We start from the raw sequence: 19,593 nt of genomic DNA, 5'->3' as shown, positions 1-19,593 counted from the left end.
ACCTCTCCAGCGATCGGCGATGTGGGCGACGGCGTCTGCTGGAGAGGAACAGACCACTCCATGATCCCATGGTTTGCCGGGCCGATATGCACCCGTAATGCGCACGGCCAGAATCTGCGGTTACCGTGGCGGAGTTCGACGAGCGTCGACGAAGAGTTCAGGGGGTACGCCACAAATGGTGACCAGGTTGTCGGCGTCCGATGCGGCGTTTTTCGGCCTGGAGGACTCATCGACGCCGATGTATGTGGCCTCGTTGGCAATTGTGCGCAAGCCCCGCAACGGGTTGAGTTACGAGACCTTGCTCGAGACCGTCGAAAAGCGTCTCCCTCAGATCCCGCGCTACCGGCAGAAGGTGCGGGAGGTGACGCTCGGGCTGGCTCGGCCGGTGTGGATCGACGACCGCGACTTCGACATCACCTACCACGTGCGCAGGTCGGCGTTGCCGTCGCCGGGCAGCGACGCGCAGCTTCATGAGCTGGTGGCCAGGCTGGGCAGCCGCCAGCTCGACAGGTCGCGGCCGCTGTGGGAGATGTACCTGGTGGAGGGGCTCGCGGGAAATCGACTGGCCATCTACACCAAATCGCACCAGGCGCTGGTCAACGGGATGACCGCGCTGGAGATAGGCCATGTGATCGCCGACAACTCGCCGAAGCCGCCCGAATTCGGCGAGGACATCTGGATTCCTGCCCGCGAGCCGAGCGACGCGCAGTTGGTGATGGGCGCGGTCGGCGAATGGATCGCGCGGCCCACCGCGCAGCTGGCCGCGGTGCGCTCGGCGGTCAGCGAGGTCGCCACCAACTCGGGGCAGCTGCTCGACCTCGGCCGCCGATTCGCCGCTGCGGCAGCGACTTTCGTCCGAGGCACCGCACCGTCGAGTCCGCTCAACACGACCGTGTCGCGGCACCGGCGGCTCACCGTCGCGCGCGCGAGGCTCGAGGACTATCGCAACTTGCGCGCCCGCTTCGACTGCGACGTCAACGATGTGGTGCTCGCGGTGATTGCGGGTGCCCTGCGCAACTGGCTGCTCTCGCGCGGAGAGCCGGTGCCGCCGACGGCCACCGTGCGGGCGATGGCGCCGATGTCGGTGTATCCGGACGAGGAGCTGGACTCCTCGGGTCCCGGGCAGGCGATCAGCGAGGTGGCGCCGTTTCTGATCGATCTGCCGGTGGGGGAGAGCAACGCCGTTGTGCGGCTGTCCCAAATAGCGCACATGACCGAATCGCATCCGACCGCGGCCAGCCTCGTCGACGCCAGGACCATCGTCACCCTGTCGGGTTTCGCGCCACCGACGTTGCACGCCATGGGAATTCGGGTGGCCACCAAGTATCCGGCCCGGCAGTTCAACCTTCTGATCACCAACGTGCCCGGCGCGCAGAAGCAGATGTACATCGCCGGAGCCAAACTGCTCGAGACATACGCGGTGCCGCCGCTGCTGCCCAACCAGGTGCTGGCGATCAGCGTCACGTCCTACAACGGCATGGTGTTCTACGGAATCCACGCCGACCGCGATGCGATGAGCGACGTCGAGGTTCTGCCGTCGTTGCTGGCCGAGTCGCTCGAAGAGCTGCTCGAGGCCGCCCAGTAAACCCGCAGGAACCACCGGCCAACTTGACGCGGCCACGGCAAGCGGTTTCTGATGAGACCACCATGACGATTAGTCCCGAAAATAAGAGGTCCGAGAAAGCAAAGGCGATCATCAAGAGTCCTGAGGGGGAGACGGTCCCGCATCCTGTGCTCGATCAGCCCGTTGACCACGAGGCTTACGAGCGTACGAAGGGGCTGGACAAGGTGGTTTTCGGCGTCACAGCCGTGATCGCCATCGGATTCCTGATCTGGGGCTTCGTCAGCACGGCGTCGCTGGCGTCCGCGTCGGGCAGCGCCCTGACCTGGGTGATGGACAACACGGGCTGGCTGTTCGTGCTGACGGCGTCGGCGTTCGTCGTGTTCGTGCTGTGGGTCGCGCTCGGTCGCTTCGGCAACATCCCGCTGGGCCGCGACGACGAAGAACCCGAGTTCAACGGCGTGTCGTGGGTGGCGATGATGTTCAGCGCCGGCATGGGCATCGGCCTGATGTTCTTCGGCGTCGCCGAACCGCTGACCCACTTCGCGACGCCGCCGCCCGGGACGGGTCCGGAGGGCAACTCGCAGGCCGTGCAGAACGCGATGGCGACCACGCTGTTCCACTGGACGCTGCACCCGTGGGCCATCTACGCCGTCGTCGGCCTTGCGATCAGCTACGGCGTCTACCGCAAAGGCCGGGTGCAGTTGATCAGCTCGGCGTTCGAGCCGTTGCTGGGCAACCGCGCGCACGGGCCGTGGGGCAAGGTCATCGACATGCTGGCGATCTTTGCCACGCTGTTCGGCTCGGCGGCCTCGCTCGGCCTGGGCGCCCTGCAGATCCGCAGCGGCCTGCAGATCGTCAGCGGCATCGGCGAGGTGGGCAACACCGTGCTGATCGTCATCATCACGATTCTCACCGTCGCCTTCGTGCTGTCGGCAGTTTCCGGCGTCGCGCGCGGTATCCAGTGGCTGTCCAACATCAACATGGTGCTGGCCGTCATTCTCGCGCTGTTCGTATTCGTACTCGGCCCAACGGTTTTCATCCTCAACCTGTTGCCGACATCGGTGGGCAGTTACATTGCCGAGCTGCCGATGATGTCGGCGCGCACCGGTGCCGAGGGGGCCGACGTCGATACCTGGCTGCAGTCCTGGACGGTCTTCTACTGGGCCTGGTGGGTGTCGTGGACGCCGTTCGTCGGCATGTTCATCGCGCGCATCTCGCGCGGCCGCACCATCCGTCAGTTCGTGGCCGGCGTGTTGCTGGTGCCCAGCCTGGTGTCGCTGGTGTGGTTCTGCATCTTCGGCGGGGCGGCCATCCGCGAACAGCAGCAGGGCGTCGACCTCGCCGGCGAGGGCAGCATCGAGGCGCAGCTGTTCGGCCTGCTCGACCAGTATCCGATCGCGATCATCGCCAGCGTGCTGGTGATGGTGCTGGTGGCGATCTTTTTCGTGTCCGGCGCCGACGCCGCCTCGGTGGTGATGGGCTCGCTGTCCGAACGCGGCACGATCAAACCGACACGCGGCACGGTCATCTTCTGGGGCGTCGCCACGGGCGCCGTCGCGGCGGTCATGCTGCTGGTCGGCGGCGAGGACGCACTGACCGGCCTGCAGACCATCACGATCATCGCCGCGCTGCCATTCCTGCTGGTGATGGTGGTGATCGCGGTCGCGTTGGTGAAGGACCTGCGCAGGGACCCGATGATGGTGCGCAAGCGCTACGCCGAAGAGAAGATCGACACCGCGGTGATCGCCGGCGTCACCCAACACGGCGACGACTTCGTCATCGCGGTGGAAAAGGATCCCAACGCCGAGGGCTAACCTCTGCTGGTGCGTGTCTACGTTCCAGCCACCCTGGCGATGCTGCAGAAACTGGTCGCCGACCGGTCGCTGGCTGCGGTCAACCACACCGCGTTCGCGGTGACACCGGCGCTACGGGAGTCCTACGCCACCGGCGACGACGAGGAACTGGCCGAGGTGGCGCTGCGCGAGGCGGCGCTGGCGTCGATGCGCCTGCTGGGCGACGAAGGCGACGACACCCTGCCGCCCCGGCGCGCCGTGGTGGAGGCCGAGGTCGACGACGCCACCCCGCGGCCCGACCTCGATGAAGCGGTGGTCCGGCTCGCCGGTCCGATCGCGTTCGAGAACGTGGTGGCCGCCTATGTCGACAACGCCGACGCCGAATCGGCCGTGCGTGCCGCCGTGGAAGCCGTCGACGCGGCCGACCTCGGCGACGAGGACGCCGAGTTGACCGTCGGCGACGCCCAGGACCACGACCTGGCCTGGTACGCCGCCCAAGAGCTGCCGTTCCTGCTGGAATTGCTGTAACCCGACTGGATACGGGACCGTAGGTTACGGTACCGTAGGTTGCGTGGCCAAGAACGAAGTCAAGGTCTCGGCCAACGTCGCCGATACGGTGCGGCCCAAGATCGCCGGGGCCAAGGAGCATCCAGGCTGGCACGCGTTGCGCACGATCGTCGGGCGTATCACGACGCCCCTTCTGCCGGACGACTACCTCCAACTCGCCAATCCGCTGTGGTCGGCGCGCGAGCTGCGCGGGCGGGTGCTGGAGGTGCGCCGCGAAACGGTTGACTCCGCGACGCTGGTCATCAAGCCCGGATGGGGCTTCTCCCTCGACTACCAGCCCGGCCAGTACATCGGCATCGGCCTTCTCGTCGACGGGCGCTGGCGGTGGCGTTCGTACTCGCTGACGTCCCCCGCAGTGCGGGGTAGCCGGACGATCACCATCACCGTCAAGGCGATGCCCGAGGGCTTTTTGTCGACGCATCTCGTCGGCGGGGTGGCGCCGGGCACGATCGTGCGGCTGGCCGCCCCGCAGGGCAACTTCGTCATGCCCGACCCCGCGCCGGCGTCCGTGTTGTTCATCACGGGCGGCTCAGGCATCACCCCCGTGATGTCGATGCTGCGCACCCTGGCCCGGCGCAACCAGATCACCGACATCGTCCATTTACATTCTGCGCCAACGGAATCCGAGCTCATGTTCGCGGCCGAGCTGGCCGAGCTGCAGCGCGGTAGCAATGGCTACCAACTGCGCGTGCGGCTCACGCGCCAGCAGGGCCGTCTCGACCTGTCGCGGATCGGCGACGAGGTGACCGACTGGCGCGACCGGCAGACCTGGGCCTGCGGGCCGGAGGGCATGCTCAACGCCGCCGAGGCAACCTGGGCCGCGGCGGGCGTCGCCGACCGACTGCACCTCGAGCGATTCGCGGCATCACGCGCCGCGATGCACGGACAGGGCGGCACGGTTGAGTTCGCGCGCAGCGGGAAATCCGTCACTGTGGACGCGGCCACGTCGTTGATGGAGGCAGGCGAGAGCGCAGGTGTACGGATGCCGTTCGGGTGCCGGATGGGTATCTGTCAGTCCTGCGTGGTCGGCCTGCTCGACGGGCACGTCCGCGACCTGCGCACAGGCACTGAACACGAACCCGGCAGCCGGGTACAGACCTGCATTTCCGCAGCTTCTGGCGATTGCGTGCTGGACGCTTAGCCTTTACTGGCTGGTAACCTACGCCGCCGTAGGTTACGGTAGCGTAGGTATGCAGAAAGGAGACAGACGATGGCCATAACCGACGTCCCGGAATTCGCCCATCTGACCGACGCCGACATCGAGAGCCTCGCCGTCGAACTGGATGCCATCCGACAGGACATCGAGGACTCGCTCGGTGATCGCGATGCGCGCTACATCCGACGCACCATCGCCGCGCAACGGACCTTGGAGGTCGCGGCCCGGCTGATGTTGGCCGCCAGCAAGAAGCGCTCAGCCTGGTGGGCAGGCGCCGTCACGCTCGGCGTGGCCAAGATCATCGAGAACATGGAGATCGGCCACAACGTCATGCACGGCCAGTGGGATTGGATGAACGATCCCGAAATCCATTCCTCCACATGGGAATGGGATATGAGCGGCGCCTCCAAGCACTGGCGCTTCACCCATAACTTCATGCACCACAAGTACACCAACATCCTGGGCATGGACGACGACGTGGGCTACGGCCTGCTGCGGGTGACGCGTGACCAGAAATGGAAGCCGCACAACCTGTTCAACCTGGTGTGGAACACCATGCTCGCGACCTTCTTCGAATGGGGAGTCGGCCTGCAGCACTTGGAACTCGGCAAGATCTTCAAGGGCCGCGACAACCGGGATGCCACCTTGGTGCGATTGCGCGAGTTCTCCACCAAGGCAGGCCAGCAGGTCTTCAAGGACTACGTTGCCTATCCGGCGCTGACGTCAGTGTCGCCAGCCGCGAGCTTCTCCTCGACGGCGAAGGCCAACGCGGTGGCCAACATCATCCGCAACATCTGGTCCAACGCGGTCATCTTCTGCGGTCATTTCCCCGATGGCGCAGAGAAATTCACCAAGACCGACATGGTCGGTGAAACCAAGGGCCAGTGGTATCTGCGTCAGATGCTGGGCAGCGCCAACTTCGAGAACGGGCCGGTGTTGCGCTTCATGAGCGGCAACCTGTGCCACCAGATCGAGCACCATCTCTACCCGGACCTGCCGAGCAATCGACTCTACGAGGCCTCGCTGCGAGTGCGGGAAGTGTGCGACAAGTACGACCTGCCCTATACCACCGGCAATTTCCTGCTGCAGTACGCCAAGGCGTGGCGGACCATCGCCAAGCTGTCGCTGCCGGACAAGTACCTGCGTGACACCGCCGACGATGCGCCGGAAACCCGCAGCGAGCGGATGTTCGAGGTGCTCGAACCCGAGCAGCGGCGTGGACTGAAGTCCGCGATCGCCGCGGTGCGGCAGCGCCGGCGCGACAAGCGCGCGGCCAAGCTGTTGGCTCGTGCTGACCGCGCGGCCTAGCAGATTGGACCAACGAGTTACAGTTGTGGGGTGTCGCCGCAAACCCATCGCGGGGCGAAGTCTCGACTGACCTCACGCGGTGCCGCGACCCGCAACCGGATCGTGCTCGCCGCTGCGGAGCTGATGCATGTGCAGGGCGTGGCGACCACCACCATCGACGAGGTGTTGGCTGCCAGCGCCACCAGTAAGTCGCAGTTCTATCAGCACTTCGAGGACAAGTCGGAGCTTGTCTACGAAGTGATCAACCTGCGCGCCCAGGAGATCCTGTCCTGGCAGCGGCTGCGGCTGGAGAAGGTGGATTCCCTTCGCGGACTTCAACAATGGCGCGACGCGATGGTGCAGCGTTGTGTGCTGCGGCGCGGGCTGTGGGGGTGCGAGCTGGGCTCGCTGGCCGCTGAGCTGTCCGACACCGACGACAAAGCCAGGGCTTCGCTGGCCGAGCATTTCGCCGAATGGCGCTCCATCCTGGCCGGGGCACTCGAGCGGATGCGCGACAACGGTGTGCTGCGCGACGACATCGACGCAAAGGCTCTTGCCACCGGACTGCTGGCCGCGGTCGAGGGCGGCTACCTGCTGTCGCAGACCGCCCACGACCCCCGACTGATGCAGACGTCGCTGGATGCCGCCATTGCCCACATCATGTCGTTCGCCCCAGAAAACGGCGAGCGGACCAGTCGGTAACTGGCCCGCTCGGTCCGTCCGTCGGTGGCTGCTAGCCGGTGTTCTCTTTGTTCCCCGGGATCGCTGTCGGCGCTGCGGGCGCCGTGATCTGCGGTGAGAACGGGTTCGGCCCGCCGGGATCGATGCGCGGTGCCTTCTCGGTCGGTTCGGCCGGCGCCGTCGTCGTCGTGGTGGTTGTCGTTGTCGTAGTTGTTGTTTCAGTGGGGGCCTCTTCCTCCTCACCGGCACACGCGGTCAATGCCCCCATCGAAATGATGGCGGCGATGCCGAGTGAGGCGGCGACGCGGCGGGACAGCCGGCCTGCTCTCATGATGTAGTCCTGTTCGTACACGGATGATGTGATAACGCGAACTGAACTATATCGTCCAATTCATCCATCAGTCAATGGATCTATCTGCAGAAATGAGACCAGATAGTCCAATGTGGCGGATGTGTCAGGGGATGTAGTCGAAAGTGTCCGGATTCGGCCCGGTGCGGCCCTTCTCGCCCTTGTCCAGTTCGGTCAGCGCATCCATGTCGTCCTGGCTGAGTTCGAAGTCGAAGATCTCGAAGTTCTCCTTGATGCGGCTCTCGGTGACCGACTTCGGAAACACGATGTCGCCGCGCTGAATATGCCAGCGCAACACCACCTGCGCTGGGGTCTTACCCGTCGCCTTCGCGATTCCCTCGACCACCTGATCGCCGAGCACCTTGCCCTGCGCTATCGGCGACCACGCCTCGGTGGCGATGCCGTGCTCGCGGTCGTAGGCGCGCACCTTCTCATTGGTGAAGTACGGGTGCACCTCGATCTGGTTCACCGCAGGCACCGTCTCGGTTTCCTTGGCCAACCGTTCCAGGTGCGGCACCTGGAAGTTCGACACGCCGATGCTGCGGGCGCGGCCGTCCTTCTTGAATTCCTCGAGCGTGCGCCAGGTGGAGACGAAGTCGCCGTCGTAGAGCGTGGGCAACGGCCAGTGGATCAAGAAGAGGTCGACGTAGTCGTAGCCCAACTCCTCGAGTGTCTTGTCGAACGCCCGGCGGGCATCGTCGGGCCGGTGATAGCCGTTGTTGAGCTTGCTGGTGATGTACACCTCGGAGCGGTCTATGCCGGCGTCGCGGATGCCCTGGCCCACTCCGGCCTCGTTCTGATACATCTCCGCGGTGTCGATGTGGCGGTAGCCGACCTCAAGCGCCTTGCGCACGGCTTCGGCGGTCTCGGCCGGGTCGATCTGAAACACCCCGAACCCGAGCTGCGGGATTCGGTTGCCGTCATTGAGTTCGATGTTCGGTACTTGGCTCACGGTTGATCCTCCTTCGAAGGGTGCCTGCCCGGTGATCGAACAGGTCAAACACGGCACATCGGTGATTTATGTCCACCGAACGGCGGACACAGGAATCCCCCAGGTGATTGGCCGACTGCCGGACAGATTCCGACGCTGCCTTGCGACACGCTGAGGTCATCGGAAAGCCTATCGACACAGGAGAATTCGCAATGATCAAGAACGTCTTCGCTCGTTACCTCGTTTTTCTGACCGTCGGCGGAAGCCTGCTCGGCGGTGCGGCGGTCGGGCTGGCGGGCATGGCCGGCGCCGCGACGCCGAGCGGTCCCGGATACTCGTATGCCCCCAGCGTCAAGGCGGATCCAGCGCCCGAGGCGACGCCGGGCTGGCACAACCACAAGGGTATCTGGCACATCAACGCCCTGCGCAACCGCTGACAAGACGTCACAGGCGCCCAATTGGTGTCTAGTAGGTGTCCGCCGACGCCAACGCCGTCAGCAGCCGGCGCGCCGCAGCGACCCGGCCGGCGGCAGGCCCGCTGAGCGTGTCCAGCGCGCACTCCGGATCGGCCGGCGGCCCCAGATGGCCGCACCCGCGCGGGCAGTCTTTTATGGCCTCGGCCAGATCGGAGAACGCCAGCAACACATCGTCGGGCTCGATATGCGCCAGCCCGAACGAGCGGATGCCGGGCGTGTCGATGATCCAGCCCGATCCCTCCAGCGGCAGGGCCACCGACTGCGTCGACGTGTGCCGGCCCTTGCCGACACCGGACACCTCACCGATCGCCCGATGTGCCTCCGGCACAAGCCGATTCACCAATGTCGACTTGCCGACACCGGAATGGCCGAGCAGCACCGTCACTTTGTCGGTCAACAACGGGATGAGCGCGTCGAGCGGATCGTCGCGCCCGGCCGTCGTGATCGTCAGGTCGAGGTCGGCGAACTGCGCGGCGAACGGTTCGGCTGGTGCGAGATCGGTTTTGGTCAAACAGAGGATGGGCTCGAGGCCGCCGGCATAGGCGGCGATCAGGGCGCGCTCGACGAGGCCGGTGCGCGGCGGCGGGTCGGCCAGCGACACGACGACCATCAACTGGTCGGCGTTGGCGACGATGACGCGTTCGGTCGGGTCGGTGTCGTCTGCGGTGCGCCGCAACACCGTTCGCCGTTCGCCGCGCCGCACGATGCGGGCCAACGTGTCCGGTCGCCCTGAAAGGTCACCGACCAGCCCGACATTGTCGCCGACGACGATGGGGGTGCGGCCGAGTTCGCGGGCCCGCATCGCCGTTACGCGCCGCGTCGGGTCGCGGCCGAGCACACAACCCCACCGTCCGCGATCGACGGACACCACCATCGCCTCCTGGGCGTCGGCGTGGTCGGGCCGTATCTTGGTGCGCGGCCGAGAGCCCCGACCCGGTCGGATCCGGACGTCGGATTCGTCGTAGTCTCTGCTGCTCATCCCTGCGGCATTGTTTACTGTCCGGCCAGCATGTCGGCCCACATTCGCGGGAATTCGGGCATCGTCTTCGAGGTCGTGGCGATGTCTTCCACCTCGACCCCGGGCACTCGGAGGCCCACGATCGCGCCCGCGGTGGCCATCCGGTGGTCGGCATAGGACCGCCACAGCCCGCCGTGCAGCGGTTGGGCGGTGATGAGCAGACCGTCGGGCGTCTCCTCGCAGCGGCCGCCGAGGCCGTTGATTTCGGCGCTCAGGGCCGCGAGCCGGTCAGTCTCGTGGCCGCGCAGATGGGCCACGCCCCGCAGCCGCGACACCTGGCCCGGCGTCGCCAGCGCGGCCAGCGCCGCGACCGCCGGTGTCAGCTCGCCGACGTCGTGCAGGTCGACGTCGAACCCGCCGTAGAACTGCGAACCCTGCACTTCGAGATACGAATCGGCGTGCCGCACAGTCGAACCCAGCTTCTGCAGGATCGCAAGGATCGCGTCGGCCGGTTGGGTGCTCACCGGCGGCCACCCGGTGATCCGCACCGTGCCCCCGCTGACCACCGCGGCGGCGAGGAACGGCACGGCGTTCGACAGATCCGGCTCGATGGCCCAGTGCCGCGCAGCGACGGGCCCGGGTGAGACGCGCCAGCGGTTGCGCTGCGTGTCGTCGACGTCGACGCCCGCGTCCCGCAGCATCGCCACCGTCATCGCCACGTGCGGGGCCGACGGCACCGAATCGCCGGTGTGCACGACCGTCAGCCCTGCGGTGAACGCCGCGCCGGCCAGCAGCAGCCCGGACACGAACTGCGACGACGCCGACGCGTCGATCTCGACGGTGCCGCCTGCCACCGCGCCTTGGCCGCGCACCGTGAACGGCAGGCCGTCGCCGTCGATCTGCACGCCAAGTCCGCGCAGCGCGTCCAGGAGCGGGGCGATCGGGCGGGCCCTGGCCTGCTCGTCGCCGTCGAACACCACCGCTTCGGTGGACAGCGCCGCGACCGGTGGAACGAACCGCAGCACGGTGCCCGCGAGGCCGCAGTCGACTCGGGCGCCGGGGGAGGGCTGCAGCCCACCGCTCACCGTCAGCTCGGTGTCGGCGCCGTCGACGATGAAACCGAGTGCACTCAGCGCGTCGATCATCAGGTCGGTGTCGCGGCTGCGCAGCGCGCCGCTGATGGTCGACGTCCCCTGCGGAGTGGCCAGCGCGGCCAGCACCAGCGCACGGTTGGTCTGCGACTTCGAGCCGGGCACCGTGACGGTGGCGTGCACCGGCCCCAGCGTGGTCGGCGCCTGCCATGCACTCGTGTCGTTCGTCCGGCTCTCCACGGCCCTATCCTGCCCTGTCGGCGTTCTCTGCCACCATGGGACATATGTGCGGCCGATTCGCGGTAACCACCGACCCGGCGCTGCTGGCGCAGAAGATCCAGGCCATCGACGAGGCGACGTCCACTCAGACGTCCACTCAGACGTCCACTCAGACGGAGCGCAAGGATGTGGCCGGGCCGAACTACAACGTGGCCCCGACCACCACCATCAGCACCGTCGTCAAACGCCACACCGACCCGGACGACGAGGCCACCCGCCGCATCCGGCTGATGCGATGGGGCTTGGTGCCGCCGTGGGTCAAGGAGACCGAGGACGGCACGCCCGACACGAAGGGCCCGCTGCTGATCAACGCGCGCGCCGACAAGGTCACCAGCTCGCCGGCGTTCCGCAACTCGGCGAAGGGCAAACGCTGCCTGATCCCGATGGACGGCTGGTACGAGTGGCGCGGCGAGAAAGGCAAGAAGACGCCGTTCTACATGTACGGCGCCGACGGCGAGCCGCTGTTCATGGCGGGGCTGTGGTCGACGTGGCGACCCAAGGGCGCGCCGAAGGACAGCGCGCCGCTGCTGAGCTGCACCATCATCACCACCGACGCGGCGGGCCCGCTCGCCGAGATCCACGACCGCATGCCGCTGTCGATCAGTGCCGCCGACTGGGACCGCTGGCTGGACCCGCACGCGCCCATCGATGAGGGCCTGTTGCGCGGGCACGGCGACCTGGACCGCATCGAGATCCGTGAAGTATCGCGGCTGGTGAACAGCATTCGCAACAACGGCCCGGAGTTGATCGAGCCCGCCGACCAGCAGCCGGAGCAGGCCACGCTGCTGTAAATCCGCGGCGCCCTACCGCTCCTGACTACTCCTCAACTGCTCCGCCGAATTACTCCTCAACTGCTCCGCCGAACGTGAATCCTCGGCGATTTTCGGCGCCGATTTTCACAATTTCTGCACGTTCGGCGGGAGGCGCTGAGTCTCAGGTGTCGCGGCGCAGGGCCGTCACCACGACATAGGGCGCGTCGTAGGCGACGGAGCCGGCGTCGTCGAGGTGGGCACGCAGCGTCTCGTCGTACGCCGCGAGGAGCCGTTCGCGGGTGGCGTCGTCGAGCCTTGCGAACGTGGCCACGTGCGTCGGCGACTCTTCGGCGATGAAGTGCATGGCCTCCTCGACGGAGCCCAATCGCCATGTGTGCGTGCGCTGTTCGATCTCGACGGCGTCGAAGTCGGCGGCGAGGCGGTCATGGATTATGGCCGTGTCGCCCCATTGGTCGGGTGTGAACTCCGCGGGTGGCGGCGCGCCGAGCACCGCCACGATCGGGCTGAAGAACGGATTGCCCGGATCCAGCACCCACGCCGAGAACGCCAAGACGCCTTGGGGTTTGAGCAGCCTGGCGATCTCGGCGACCTGCTTGGCCGGGTCGACGAAGATGATGCCCATATTCGACACCGCGGTGTCGAACGACGCCGCGGGCAGGCCGGTGTCGGCGGCGTCGTCGGTGACCCAGCTGATCGAATGGCCGGAGCGCTCGGCTTTCTGCGCGCCGATCGCGATCAGTTCGGCCGTGACGTCGACACCGGTCACCCGGGCGCCGGCGGCCGCCGCGGCCAGAGCAGCGTTGCCGGTGCCGCAGGCGAGGTCGATCACGTCGCGCAACGGGCCGCGCCGGCTTGCCGCGGCGACCACCTCCGCGGCAATGGGCGCGATCCGCTCGCCGATGGCGTCGTAGCGGCCCGCGGACCAGAGTGCGGCTGAGGACTTGGGAATGGTCACCTTCTCAAGCGTGTCACGATGTCGGGGTGACCTCGCTGTCGGGTTTCCCGGTCGATGCGCCTGCGCTCACGGGTTCGGTGATGGTCGACCAGTACTGGGCCGACGTGACGTTTTTGCACTGGCCGGTCCGGCCCGCCGATGTCGCGCGTTTCTACCCCGTGGGCACCCGGCCCGACCTCTTCGACGGAAAAACCTACGTCGGCCTGGTGCCGTTCACCATGCGGCACACGAATCTGGGTCGCGGGCTTGCGCTTCCGTACTTCGGCGCGTTCCACGAGACGAATGTCCGGCTGTACTCGGTCGACGCGGCCGGGCGCCACGGCGTTGTCTTCCTGTCGCTCGAGACGGCGCGGCTGGCTGTCGTGCCGGTGGTCCGCGCGGCGCTGGGGGTGCCGTACTGCTGGGCGCAGATGCGCGTGAGTCGCTCGGGCGGGCGCATCACCTACGACAGCGAGCGCCGGTGGCCGCGGCCGGGGCTGCGCAGTCGCGTGACCGTGCACGTCGGCGATCCGGTGCAACCCACGGCCCTGGAGACGTGGCTGACCGCGCGCTGGGGTGCGCACACGCACAAGGCGGGCCGCACGTGGTGGGTGCCCAACGAGCACGATCCGTGGCCGCTGCGCGCCGCCGAGGTCGTCGAGGTGGAGGACGGCCTGGTCGAGGCCGCCGGTGTGGCAGTGGCAAACGCGCGGCTGCGGGCGCTGTACTCACCGGGCGTGCATGCCCGCTTCGGGCCTCCGGTGCGGGTCCAGTAGGCGAATCAGCACCGGCCGCGGTGTCGGTGCGGGACGCTGTGCACATCGACTGCACACCGAGCCCACGGGAGGCCGCAAGTGAAGTGTCAGGGAGCCGTGCTTCGCGGCGTCGGCGGTGACTGGGAAATCACCGAGATCACGCTCGACCCGCCGCGCGAAGGTGAGGTGCTGGTGAAGATGGCCGTCGCGGGCATCTGCCATTCCGACGACCACTATTCGACCGGTGACGGCGTGATGTCCGACCAGCTCGCCGGCATCGTGGCTGCCACCGGTGGGGCGGTTCCGGAGTTCTTCCCGATGCTCGGCGGACACGAAGGGGCGGGCATCGTCGAAGAAGTCGGGCCCGGCGTGCGGTCGGTGCGACCGGGCGATCGGGTGGCGACGTCGTTCATCCCGGCCTGTGGCACCTGCCGGTGGTGTGTGTCGGGCATGACGTACCTGTGCGACAACGGCGCCTTGATGTTCGACAAGGGGATGGTCACCGACGGCACGTCGCGCCGCCACGTCGGCGACGACGACCTCACCGCGATGACGCAGCTCGGCACGTTTGCCGAATACGCCGTTCTCGCAGAGGAATCGGTGATCAGGATCGACGACTCGGTTCCGCTGGAGGCCGCCTCGTTGGTGTCGTGCGGCGTGACCACCGGATGGGGTTCGGCGACCGTCGGCGTCGGCACCGAGCCCGGCGACACGGTGGTCATCATCGGCGCAGGAGGGGTCGGCATCAACGCGGTGCAGGGCGCCCGCGCCGCAGGGGCGAGAGCCGTCATCGCGGTGGATCCGGTTGAGTTCAAACGGGATTCAGCGAAATTCTTTGGGGCGACAGAGACGGTCGCGTCGGCGGAGGAAGCCGTCCCGCTGGTGCGGGAGCTCACGGCAGGCGTGATGGCCGACCGCGTCGTGCTCACCCCCAGCGTGCTGCCGCCCGAATTGCTCGCACCCGCAATGATGCTGACCCGCAAGGGCGGTACCTGCCTGATGACCGCGATACCGAAGCTCGACGTCAACATCGTGCCGCTGCTGCTCGTCGATTTCATCCAGTCCTGCAAGACGCTCAAAGGACTGCTCTACGGCGGGATGAACCCGCGCGCCAGCATGCCGATGCTGCTGTCGATGTACCGCAACGGGCATCTCAAGCTCGACGAATTGATCACCCGCCGCTATCGACTGGACCAGATCAACGACGCTTTCCGCGACATGCGCGAGGGTCGAAACATCCGCGGCCTAATCGAATTCGATTAGGGCCCCGAGTATCCCGGCGGATTGGGCGAGTCGACCCACAGGTCGACGCCGAGTTCGGCGCCGGGCACGCAGTCATACACCGACAGGTCGGTGACGCCGTTCTCGACGAGCACGTCCTCGCACAGCAGTGCGTTGCCGGTGTACTCGCGAGCCGGCTTGTTGAGGATCGCGTATGCGGCGTCGGCGTAGACCTCGGGTTTGCGGGCGCGGCCCATCGCCTCGTCGCCGCCGAGCAGGTTCTGCACCGCGGCGGTGGCCACCAGCGTGCGCGGCCATAACGTGTTCGACGCGATGCCCTCGTCGCGCAGTTCCTCGGCCAAGGACAAAGCGCACAACGACATTCCGTACTTGGCCATCATGTAAGCGGTCGGTTTGAGCCACTTCGGCTCCAGCCGTATCGGCGGCGACAACGTCAGAATGTGCGGGTTGTCGCGGCCGATCATGTGCGGGATGCAGGCCTGGCACACGGCATAGGTGCCGCGGACCTGGATGTCGTTCATCAGGTCGAACCGCTTGAGCGGAACCTCGAGGATCTTGCCGAGGTTGATCGCCGAGGCGTTGTTGACACAGATGTCGATGCCGCCGAACTGTTCGACGGTCTTGGCCACCGCGTCGGCCACCGAGTCGCCGTCGCGGATGTCGCCCACGATCGGCAGCGCCTGGCCGCCGGCCTCCTCCAGCTCCTTGGCCGCGGTGTAGACCGTGCCGGGAAGCTTGGGATGCGGTTCGGCGGTCTTGGCGATCAGCGCGATGTTGGCGCCGTCGGCGGCTGCGCGTTTGGCGATGGCGAGCCCGATGCCGCGGCTGGCGCCGGAGATGAACATGGTCTTGCCGGCAAGAGTCATGGGGGTCACCCTAGATCGCAGCCCTCAGTCGGGGGCGCGGATGTCGGCGATCACAGCGTCGGTGAGCCGGATCAGGTCCTGCGGATGCACCGCGACGTCCCAGCCCCGCTTGCCCGCGCTGCACAATATCCGGTCCCACCGCAGCGCCGAGCGGTCCACGACCGTCGGCAGCTTCTTGCGCTGGCCGAACGGCGAGATGCCGCCGACCACGTAGCCGGTGGCGCGTTCGGCGGCGGCGCGGTCGGCCATGGTGGCCTTGGGCACCCCGAGCGCGGCCGCGGCCGCCTTGAGCGACAGCTGGGCAGGCACCGGCAGCACCGCCACTCCCAGCCCCTTCGGCAGCGCGATGACCAGCGTCTTGAACACCTGCTCCGGATCGACACCGTCGACGCGGGCGAGTTCGTTGACCGCCTCCTCGCCGTACGACTCGTTCTGCGGGTCGTGGTGGTAGCGGAGCACCTCATGGGGGGCCTCGGCGGTCAGCAGGGCCGTGATCGCGGGAGTCGCTGCGCGTGCCACCGGACCAGCCTATAAGGGCACGTGAGGGAACAACCCGGCCCTTCCGTGCTGTTGAGGAGGGTGGTGGCGGCCCCGCGCGGCCGGCGCCGAAACGATGTCGAGCTCAACCTCTAGGATCGGACGAAGGGGGTACCTAGGTGCCAACATTGGCCATTGAAGGTCTGCGGCTGTTGGAATGGCCTGACCTGCTTGGCGGCGCCACGACGGAAGGGACGGTGTTCCCAACGATGACCGACATCGACGGGCACGACTCGGCGCCCGCGCCGGAGCCCGATTCGGCGCCGGAGACGTCGGCGCCGCAGACGTCGGCGCCCGCGCGGGCCGAAGAGTCCGACGCGGATTTGACCGCGCGCTTCGAGCGCGACGCGATTCCGCTGCTGGACCAGCTCTACGGCGGTGCGCTTCGGATGACGCGCAACCCCGCCGACGCCGAAGACCTGCTGCAAGAAACCATGGTCAAGGCCTACGCCGGCTTCCGGTCGTTCCGGGAAGGGACGAACCTGAAGGCGTGGCTGTACCGGATCCTGACCAACACCTACATCAACAGCTACCGCAAGAAGCAGCGCCAGCCTGCGGAGTATCCGACCGAGGAGATCACCGACTGGCAACTGGCGTCCAATGCCGAGCACTCCTCGACTGGACTGCGCTCCGCTGAAGTGGAGGCGCTGGAGGCGCTTCCGGACAGTGAAATCAAAGAAGCGCTGCAGGCTCTGCCGGAAGAGTTCAGGATGGCGGTGTACTACGCAGACGTCGAAGGTTTCCCGTACAAGGAGATCGCCGAGATCATGGACACGCCCATCGGGACAGTGATGTCAAGGCTGCACCGCGGCAGGCGCCAACTGCGCGACCTACTCGCCGGCGTTGCCGAGGACCGTGGATTCATCCGGGGACAGCAGGACGCCCCCGAGGAGGTGTCGTCATGACCGATCGTGAAGACGAAGAGCGCTGGACGCCGCCGATCGGCCCGGTCGACCCCGAGCACCCCGAGTGCGCGGCGGTGATCGCCGAGGTGTGGACGCTGCTCGACGGCGAGTGCACCCCGGAGACTCGCGACAAGCTCAAGCAGCACCTCGAAGAGTGCCCCGGCTGCCTGCGCCACTACGGCATCGAGGAGCGCGTGAAGCGGCTGATCGCCGCCAAGTGCGGCGGCGAGAGGGCCCCCGACCGGCTTCGTGAGCGGCTGCGCATCGAGATCAGCCGCACCACGATCATCCGCGGCTGAAACGGCGCACCAACGGCGAAAGCGCCCCTTAGGAGTTGGGGCGCTTTCCGTGATTTGCCTTGGAGTGTTTGCGGTCGCGTTTCTTACGGCCTCGCTTGGCCATATCGTTTCTCCATCCGTATGAGTGGTCGTATGTACTTGCTACCAGTGTCTCATGGCGCGCTCGACTGCTTCCGGGCGCGCCGGTTGTGGTTCGATAGAGCGGCATGCAGCAGCCGAAAGGGGTGAAAATGGCCGAGGATGTTCGCGCCGAAATCGTGGCCAGTGTGCTCGAGGTCGTGGTGAACGAGGGCGATCAGATCGGTGAGGGTGACACCCTGGTGCTGCTGGAGTCGATGAAGATGGAGATTCCCGTGCTGGCCGAGGTGGCGGGCACGGTCAGCAAGGTGAGTGTGTCCGTTGGCGACGTCATCCAGGCCGGCGACCTCATCGCGGTGATCGACTAGCTGGAGTAAATCCCGATGTCCACCCTCGGTGACCTGCTCGCCGAGCACACGGTGCTGCCCGGCAACGCCGTCGACCATCTGCACGCCGTGGTGGGGGAGTGGCAGCTGCTGGCCGATTTGTCGTTCGGCGACTACCTGATGTGGGTGCGCCGCGACGACGACGCCCTGGTGTGTGTGGCGCAGTGCCGGCCGAACACCGCGCCGACGGTGCTGCTGTCCGACGCCGTCGGCACCCTGGCTGCAGCCGAGGAGATGCCGTTGGTCACCGCGGCCTTCAAGTCGGGGGCGATCGGCCGGGAAAGCGATGAGCCGCAAGCAGATTCGAACAGCGGCATCTCGATGGAGGCGGTGCCGGTGCGGCACGACAACCGTGTCGTCGCCGTGCTCACGCACCAGACCGCGTTCGCCGCGCGCAAGGCCAGCCCGCTGGAGCGCGCCTACCTCGACTGCGCGAACGATCTGCTGCACATGCTGTCGGAGGGCACCTTCCCCAACATCGGCGACCTGTCGATCTCGCGCTCGAGCCCCCGGGTCGGCGACGGCTTCATTCGGTTGGACGTCGCCGGGACCGTGTCGTTCGCCAGCCCCAACGCGCTGTCGGCCTACCACCGCATGGGTCTGACCGCCGAACTCGAGGGACAGAACCTGGTCGCGGTGACCCGGCCGCTGATCTCCGACCCGTTCGAGGCCCAGGAACTGGCCGAGCACGTGCGCGACTCGCTGGTCGGCGGGTCCAGCATGCGGATGGAGGTCGACGCCGGCGGCGCCGCGGTGCTGCTGCGCACGCTGCCGCTGGTGGTGCACGGCGAGTCGGTCGGTGCGGCGGTGCTCATTCGCGACGTCACCGAGATCAAGCGCCGCGACCGCGCCCTGCTGTCCAAGGACGCCACCATCCGCGAGATCCACCACCGCGTGAAGAACAACCTGCAGACCGTCGCGTCGCTGCTGCGGTTGCAGGCGCGGCGCACCAACAACGCCGAGGGCCGCGAAGCCCTGATCGAGTCGGTGCGACGGGTGTCGTCGATCGCGCTCGTGCACGACGCGTTGTCGATGTCGGTGGACGAGGAGGTCAACCTCGACGAGGTGGTGGACCGGATCCTGCCGATGATGAATGACGTTGCCGCCGTTGACAGTCCGCCGATCCGGCTCACCAGGGTCGGGGATCTGGGTGTGCTCGACGCCGACCGCGCCACCGCGCTGATCATGGTGATCACCGAACTGGTGCAGAACGCCATCGAGCACGCCTTCGACGGCGCAAAGCGCACGGGCTGCGTGACGATCCGCGCGGAGCGCTCGGCGCGGTGGCTCGATGTCGTGGTTCACGACGACGGGCGCGGCCTGCCCGAGGGATTCAGCTTGGAGAAAGCCGACCGGTTAGGTCTGCAAATTGTGCGCACGCTGGTGTCGGCGGAATTGGACGGCTCGCTGGGCATGCACGCCTCATCCACCGGCGGCACCGATGTGGTGCTGCGTGTGCCGCTCGGCAGGCGCACCCGGCTGCCTCAGTAGTTCAGCGTTTTTACGTTAAATGGACAGCGTTTGCGCAATTTGAATAAATTGCATTTGCACACAGGTACGGCCCCGACTTTCATCGGGGCCGTACCTGTCGAGATCTGGTGTGGCTAGCTGTACTGGGACAGGACGTTGGTAGCAGGCGTGTTGGCTTGATGTGAGGAGAACCTCCGGGTGGGGTGTGGCTTGTCT

At 66.9% G+C, this 19,593-nt stretch carries 22 protein-coding genes; 14 read left to right on the top strand and 8 right to left on the bottom strand.

What is annotated here, in order from left to right:
- Positions 1 to 175 precede the first annotated feature (175 nt).
- The 6 genes from CQY20_RS10445 (at position 176) to CQY20_RS10420 (ending at position 7,069) form a co-directional block, all read left to right on the top strand.
- Complete coding sequence (locus CQY20_RS10445) at positions 176 to 1,585, top strand: WS/DGAT/MGAT family O-acyltransferase (RefSeq protein WP_097940012.1); 1,410 nt, start codon at positions 176 to 178, stop codon at positions 1,583 to 1,585.
- A 62-nt stretch (positions 1,586 to 1,647) separates the two neighbouring features.
- Positions 1,648 to 3,378 carry a BCCT family transporter gene (locus CQY20_RS10440; RefSeq protein ID WP_097940011.1) on the top strand — a complete coding sequence of 577 codons (1,731 nt, stop codon included), beginning with the start codon at positions 1,648 to 1,650 and terminating at the stop codon, positions 3,376 to 3,378.
- Positions 3,379 to 3,384: 6 nt separating this feature from the next.
- Positions 3,385 to 3,885, top strand: coding sequence for a DUF6912 family protein (locus CQY20_RS10435; RefSeq protein WP_163701366.1), 501 nt, complete (start codon positions 3,385 to 3,387; stop codon positions 3,883 to 3,885).
- A 43-nt stretch (positions 3,886 to 3,928) separates the two neighbouring features.
- A complete protein-coding gene (locus CQY20_RS10430; protein WP_097940009.1) occupies positions 3,929 to 5,065 on the top strand; it encodes a ferredoxin reductase in 1,137 nt (378 codons plus the stop codon).
- Positions 5,066 to 5,134: 69 nt separating this feature from the next.
- The gene (locus tag CQY20_RS10425; protein ID WP_097940008.1) at positions 5,135 to 6,388 is read left to right on the top strand and encodes a fatty acid desaturase family protein; all 1,254 of its coding nucleotides are present in this window, start codon (positions 5,135 to 5,137) and stop codon (positions 6,386 to 6,388) included.
- 30 nt (positions 6,389 to 6,418) lie between these two features.
- Positions 6,419 to 7,069 (top strand): TetR/AcrR family transcriptional regulator, encoded by a 651-nt coding sequence (locus CQY20_RS10420; RefSeq protein WP_207767262.1) that lies wholly within the window; start codon positions 6,419 to 6,421, stop codon positions 7,067 to 7,069.
- Between the two features lie 31 nt (positions 7,070 to 7,100).
- On the opposite strand, the gene CQY20_RS10415 is transcribed toward CQY20_RS10420, so the two are convergent.
- Positions 7,101 to 7,379 (bottom strand): hypothetical protein, encoded by a 279-nt coding sequence (locus CQY20_RS10415; protein ID WP_097940101.1) that lies wholly within the window; start codon positions 7,377 to 7,379, stop codon positions 7,101 to 7,103.
- Positions 7,380 to 7,503: 124 nt separating this feature from the next.
- Positions 7,504 to 8,349 carry an aldo/keto reductase gene (locus CQY20_RS10410; protein WP_097940007.1) on the bottom strand — a complete coding sequence of 282 codons (846 nt, stop codon included), beginning with the start codon at positions 8,347 to 8,349 and terminating at the stop codon, positions 7,504 to 7,506.
- 191 nt (positions 8,350 to 8,540) lie between these two features.
- On the opposite strand from CQY20_RS10410, the gene CQY20_RS10405 reads away from it, so the two are divergent.
- Positions 8,541 to 8,765, top strand: a complete 225-nt coding sequence (locus CQY20_RS10405; protein WP_097940006.1) for a hypothetical protein — start codon at positions 8,541 to 8,543, stop codon at positions 8,763 to 8,765.
- Between the two features lie 28 nt (positions 8,766 to 8,793).
- Here CQY20_RS10405 and rsgA read toward each other — a convergent pair whose 3' ends face one another.
- Both rsgA and aroA read right to left on the bottom strand, forming a co-directional pair.
- Positions 8,794 to 9,783, bottom strand: a complete 990-nt coding sequence (gene rsgA / locus CQY20_RS10400) for a ribosome small subunit-dependent GTPase A (protein WP_097940005.1) — start codon at positions 9,781 to 9,783, stop codon at positions 8,794 to 8,796.
- Positions 9,784 to 9,797: 14 nt separating this feature from the next.
- Positions 9,798 to 11,093, bottom strand: a complete 1,296-nt coding sequence (gene aroA, locus CQY20_RS10395) for a 3-phosphoshikimate 1-carboxyvinyltransferase (protein ID WP_097940004.1) — start codon at positions 11,091 to 11,093, stop codon at positions 9,798 to 9,800.
- 44 nt (positions 11,094 to 11,137) lie between these two features.
- Here aroA and CQY20_RS10390 point away from each other — a divergent pair, with 44 nt between their 5' ends.
- Entirely contained in the window at positions 11,138 to 11,923 is a 786-nt protein-coding gene (locus tag CQY20_RS10390; protein WP_207767261.1) for an SOS response-associated peptidase, read from the top strand.
- 142 nt (positions 11,924 to 12,065) lie between these two features.
- On the opposite strand, the gene CQY20_RS10385 is transcribed toward CQY20_RS10390, so the two are convergent.
- Complete coding sequence (locus tag CQY20_RS10385) at positions 12,066 to 12,854, bottom strand: class I SAM-dependent methyltransferase (protein WP_097940100.1); 789 nt, start codon at positions 12,852 to 12,854, stop codon at positions 12,066 to 12,068.
- An 86-nt stretch (positions 12,855 to 12,940) separates the two neighbouring features.
- On the opposite strand from CQY20_RS10385, the gene CQY20_RS10380 reads away from it, so the two are divergent.
- Entirely contained in the window at positions 12,941 to 13,615 is a 675-nt protein-coding gene (locus tag CQY20_RS10380; RefSeq protein ID WP_097940099.1) for a YqjF family protein, read from the top strand.
- Positions 13,616 to 13,693: 78 nt separating this feature from the next.
- Complete coding sequence (locus tag CQY20_RS10375; protein ID WP_097940002.1) at positions 13,694 to 14,857, top strand: NDMA-dependent alcohol dehydrogenase; 1,164 nt, start codon at positions 13,694 to 13,696, stop codon at positions 14,855 to 14,857.
- Here CQY20_RS10375 and CQY20_RS10370 read toward each other — a convergent pair.
- Both CQY20_RS10370 and CQY20_RS10365 read right to left on the bottom strand, forming a co-directional pair.
- Positions 14,854 to 15,702: an SDR family oxidoreductase gene (locus CQY20_RS10370; protein ID WP_097940001.1), complete on the bottom strand. Its 849-nt coding sequence runs from the start codon at positions 15,700 to 15,702 to the stop codon at positions 14,854 to 14,856. The genes CQY20_RS10375 and CQY20_RS10370 overlap by 4 nt on opposite strands.
- Before the next feature lie 24 nt (positions 15,703 to 15,726).
- Entirely contained in the window at positions 15,727 to 16,221 is a 495-nt protein-coding gene (locus tag CQY20_RS10365) for an aminoacyl-tRNA deacylase (protein WP_097940000.1), read from the bottom strand.
- Positions 16,222 to 16,448: 227 nt separating this feature from the next.
- On the opposite strand from CQY20_RS10365, the gene CQY20_RS10360 reads away from it, so the two are divergent.
- Together CQY20_RS10360 and rsrA are read left to right on the top strand one after the other, a co-directional pair.
- Positions 16,449 to 17,144: a sigma-70 family RNA polymerase sigma factor gene (locus CQY20_RS10360; protein ID WP_371871100.1), complete on the top strand. Its 696-nt coding sequence runs from the start codon at positions 16,449 to 16,451 to the stop codon at positions 17,142 to 17,144.
- Positions 17,141 to 17,443, top strand: a complete 303-nt coding sequence (rsrA, locus tag CQY20_RS10355) for a mycothiol system anti-sigma-R factor (RefSeq protein ID WP_097939998.1) — start codon at positions 17,141 to 17,143, stop codon at positions 17,441 to 17,443. The genes CQY20_RS10360 and rsrA overlap by 4 nt, the downstream gene beginning before the upstream one ends.
- 28 nt (positions 17,444 to 17,471) lie before the next feature.
- On the opposite strand, the gene CQY20_RS36195 is transcribed toward rsrA, so the two are convergent.
- Positions 17,472 to 17,546, bottom strand: a complete 75-nt coding sequence (locus CQY20_RS36195; RefSeq protein ID WP_085976515.1) for a 50S ribosomal protein bL37 — start codon at positions 17,544 to 17,546, stop codon at positions 17,472 to 17,474.
- Between the two features lie 127 nt (positions 17,547 to 17,673).
- On the opposite strand from CQY20_RS36195, the gene CQY20_RS10345 reads away from it, so the two are divergent.
- Both CQY20_RS10345 and CQY20_RS10340 read left to right on the top strand, forming a co-directional pair.
- Positions 17,674 to 17,889 carry a biotin/lipoyl-binding carrier protein gene (locus CQY20_RS10345; protein ID WP_097940098.1) on the top strand — a complete coding sequence of 72 codons (216 nt, stop codon included), beginning with the start codon at positions 17,674 to 17,676 and terminating at the stop codon, positions 17,887 to 17,889.
- A 15-nt stretch (positions 17,890 to 17,904) separates the two neighbouring features.
- Positions 17,905 to 19,398, top strand: coding sequence for a two-component system sensor histidine kinase PdtaS (locus tag CQY20_RS10340; protein ID WP_097939997.1), 1,494 nt, complete (start codon positions 17,905 to 17,907; stop codon positions 19,396 to 19,398).
- The last annotated feature ends 195 nt before the right edge of the window (positions 19,399 to 19,593 follow it).

The sequence above is a fragment of the Mycolicibacterium agri genome, from assembly GCF_002553505.1.
Lineage (GTDB): Bacteria > Actinomycetota > Actinomycetes > Mycobacteriales > Mycobacteriaceae > Mycobacterium > Mycobacterium agri.
The sequence above is the reverse complement of the archived record's forward strand: the minus strand, read 5'-3'. Positions and strand labels throughout refer to the sequence as shown.

Coding starts and splice junctions, on each gene's coding strand:
- CQY20_RS10445 (WP_097940012.1), top strand. CDS start 176: ATGGTGACCAGGTTGTCGGCGTCCGATGCGGCGTTTTTCGGCCTGGAG.
- CQY20_RS10440 (WP_097940011.1), top strand. CDS start 1,648: ATGACGATTAGTCCCGAAAATAAGAGGTCCGAGAAAGCAAAGGCGATC.
- CQY20_RS10425 (WP_097940008.1), top strand. CDS start 5,135: ATGGCCATAACCGACGTCCCGGAATTCGCCCATCTGACCGACGCCGAC.
- CQY20_RS10415 (WP_097940101.1), bottom strand. CDS start 7,379: ATGAGAGCAGGCCGGCTGTCCCGCCGCGTCGCCGCCTCACTCGGCATC.
- CQY20_RS10405 (WP_097940006.1), top strand. CDS start 8,541: ATGATCAAGAACGTCTTCGCTCGTTACCTCGTTTTTCTGACCGTCGGC.
- rsgA (WP_097940005.1), bottom strand. CDS start 9,783: ATGAGCAGCAGAGACTACGACGAATCCGACGTCCGGATCCGACCGGGT.
- CQY20_RS10390 (WP_207767261.1), top strand. CDS start 11,138: ATGTGCGGCCGATTCGCGGTAACCACCGACCCGGCGCTGCTGGCGCAG.
- CQY20_RS10380 (WP_097940099.1), top strand. CDS start 12,941: ATGGTCGACCAGTACTGGGCCGACGTGACGTTTTTGCACTGGCCGGTC.
- CQY20_RS10370 (WP_097940001.1), bottom strand. CDS start 15,702: ATGACTCTTGCCGGCAAGACCATGTTCATCTCCGGCGCCAGCCGCGGC.
- CQY20_RS10360 (WP_371871100.1), top strand. CDS start 16,449: ATGACCGACATCGACGGGCACGACTCGGCGCCCGCGCCGGAGCCCGAT.
- rsrA (WP_097939998.1), top strand. CDS start 17,141: ATGACCGATCGTGAAGACGAAGAGCGCTGGACGCCGCCGATCGGCCCG.
- CQY20_RS10345 (WP_097940098.1), top strand. CDS start 17,674: ATGGCCGAGGATGTTCGCGCCGAAATCGTGGCCAGTGTGCTCGAGGTC.
- CQY20_RS10340 (WP_097939997.1), top strand. CDS start 17,905: ATGTCCACCCTCGGTGACCTGCTCGCCGAGCACACGGTGCTGCCCGGC.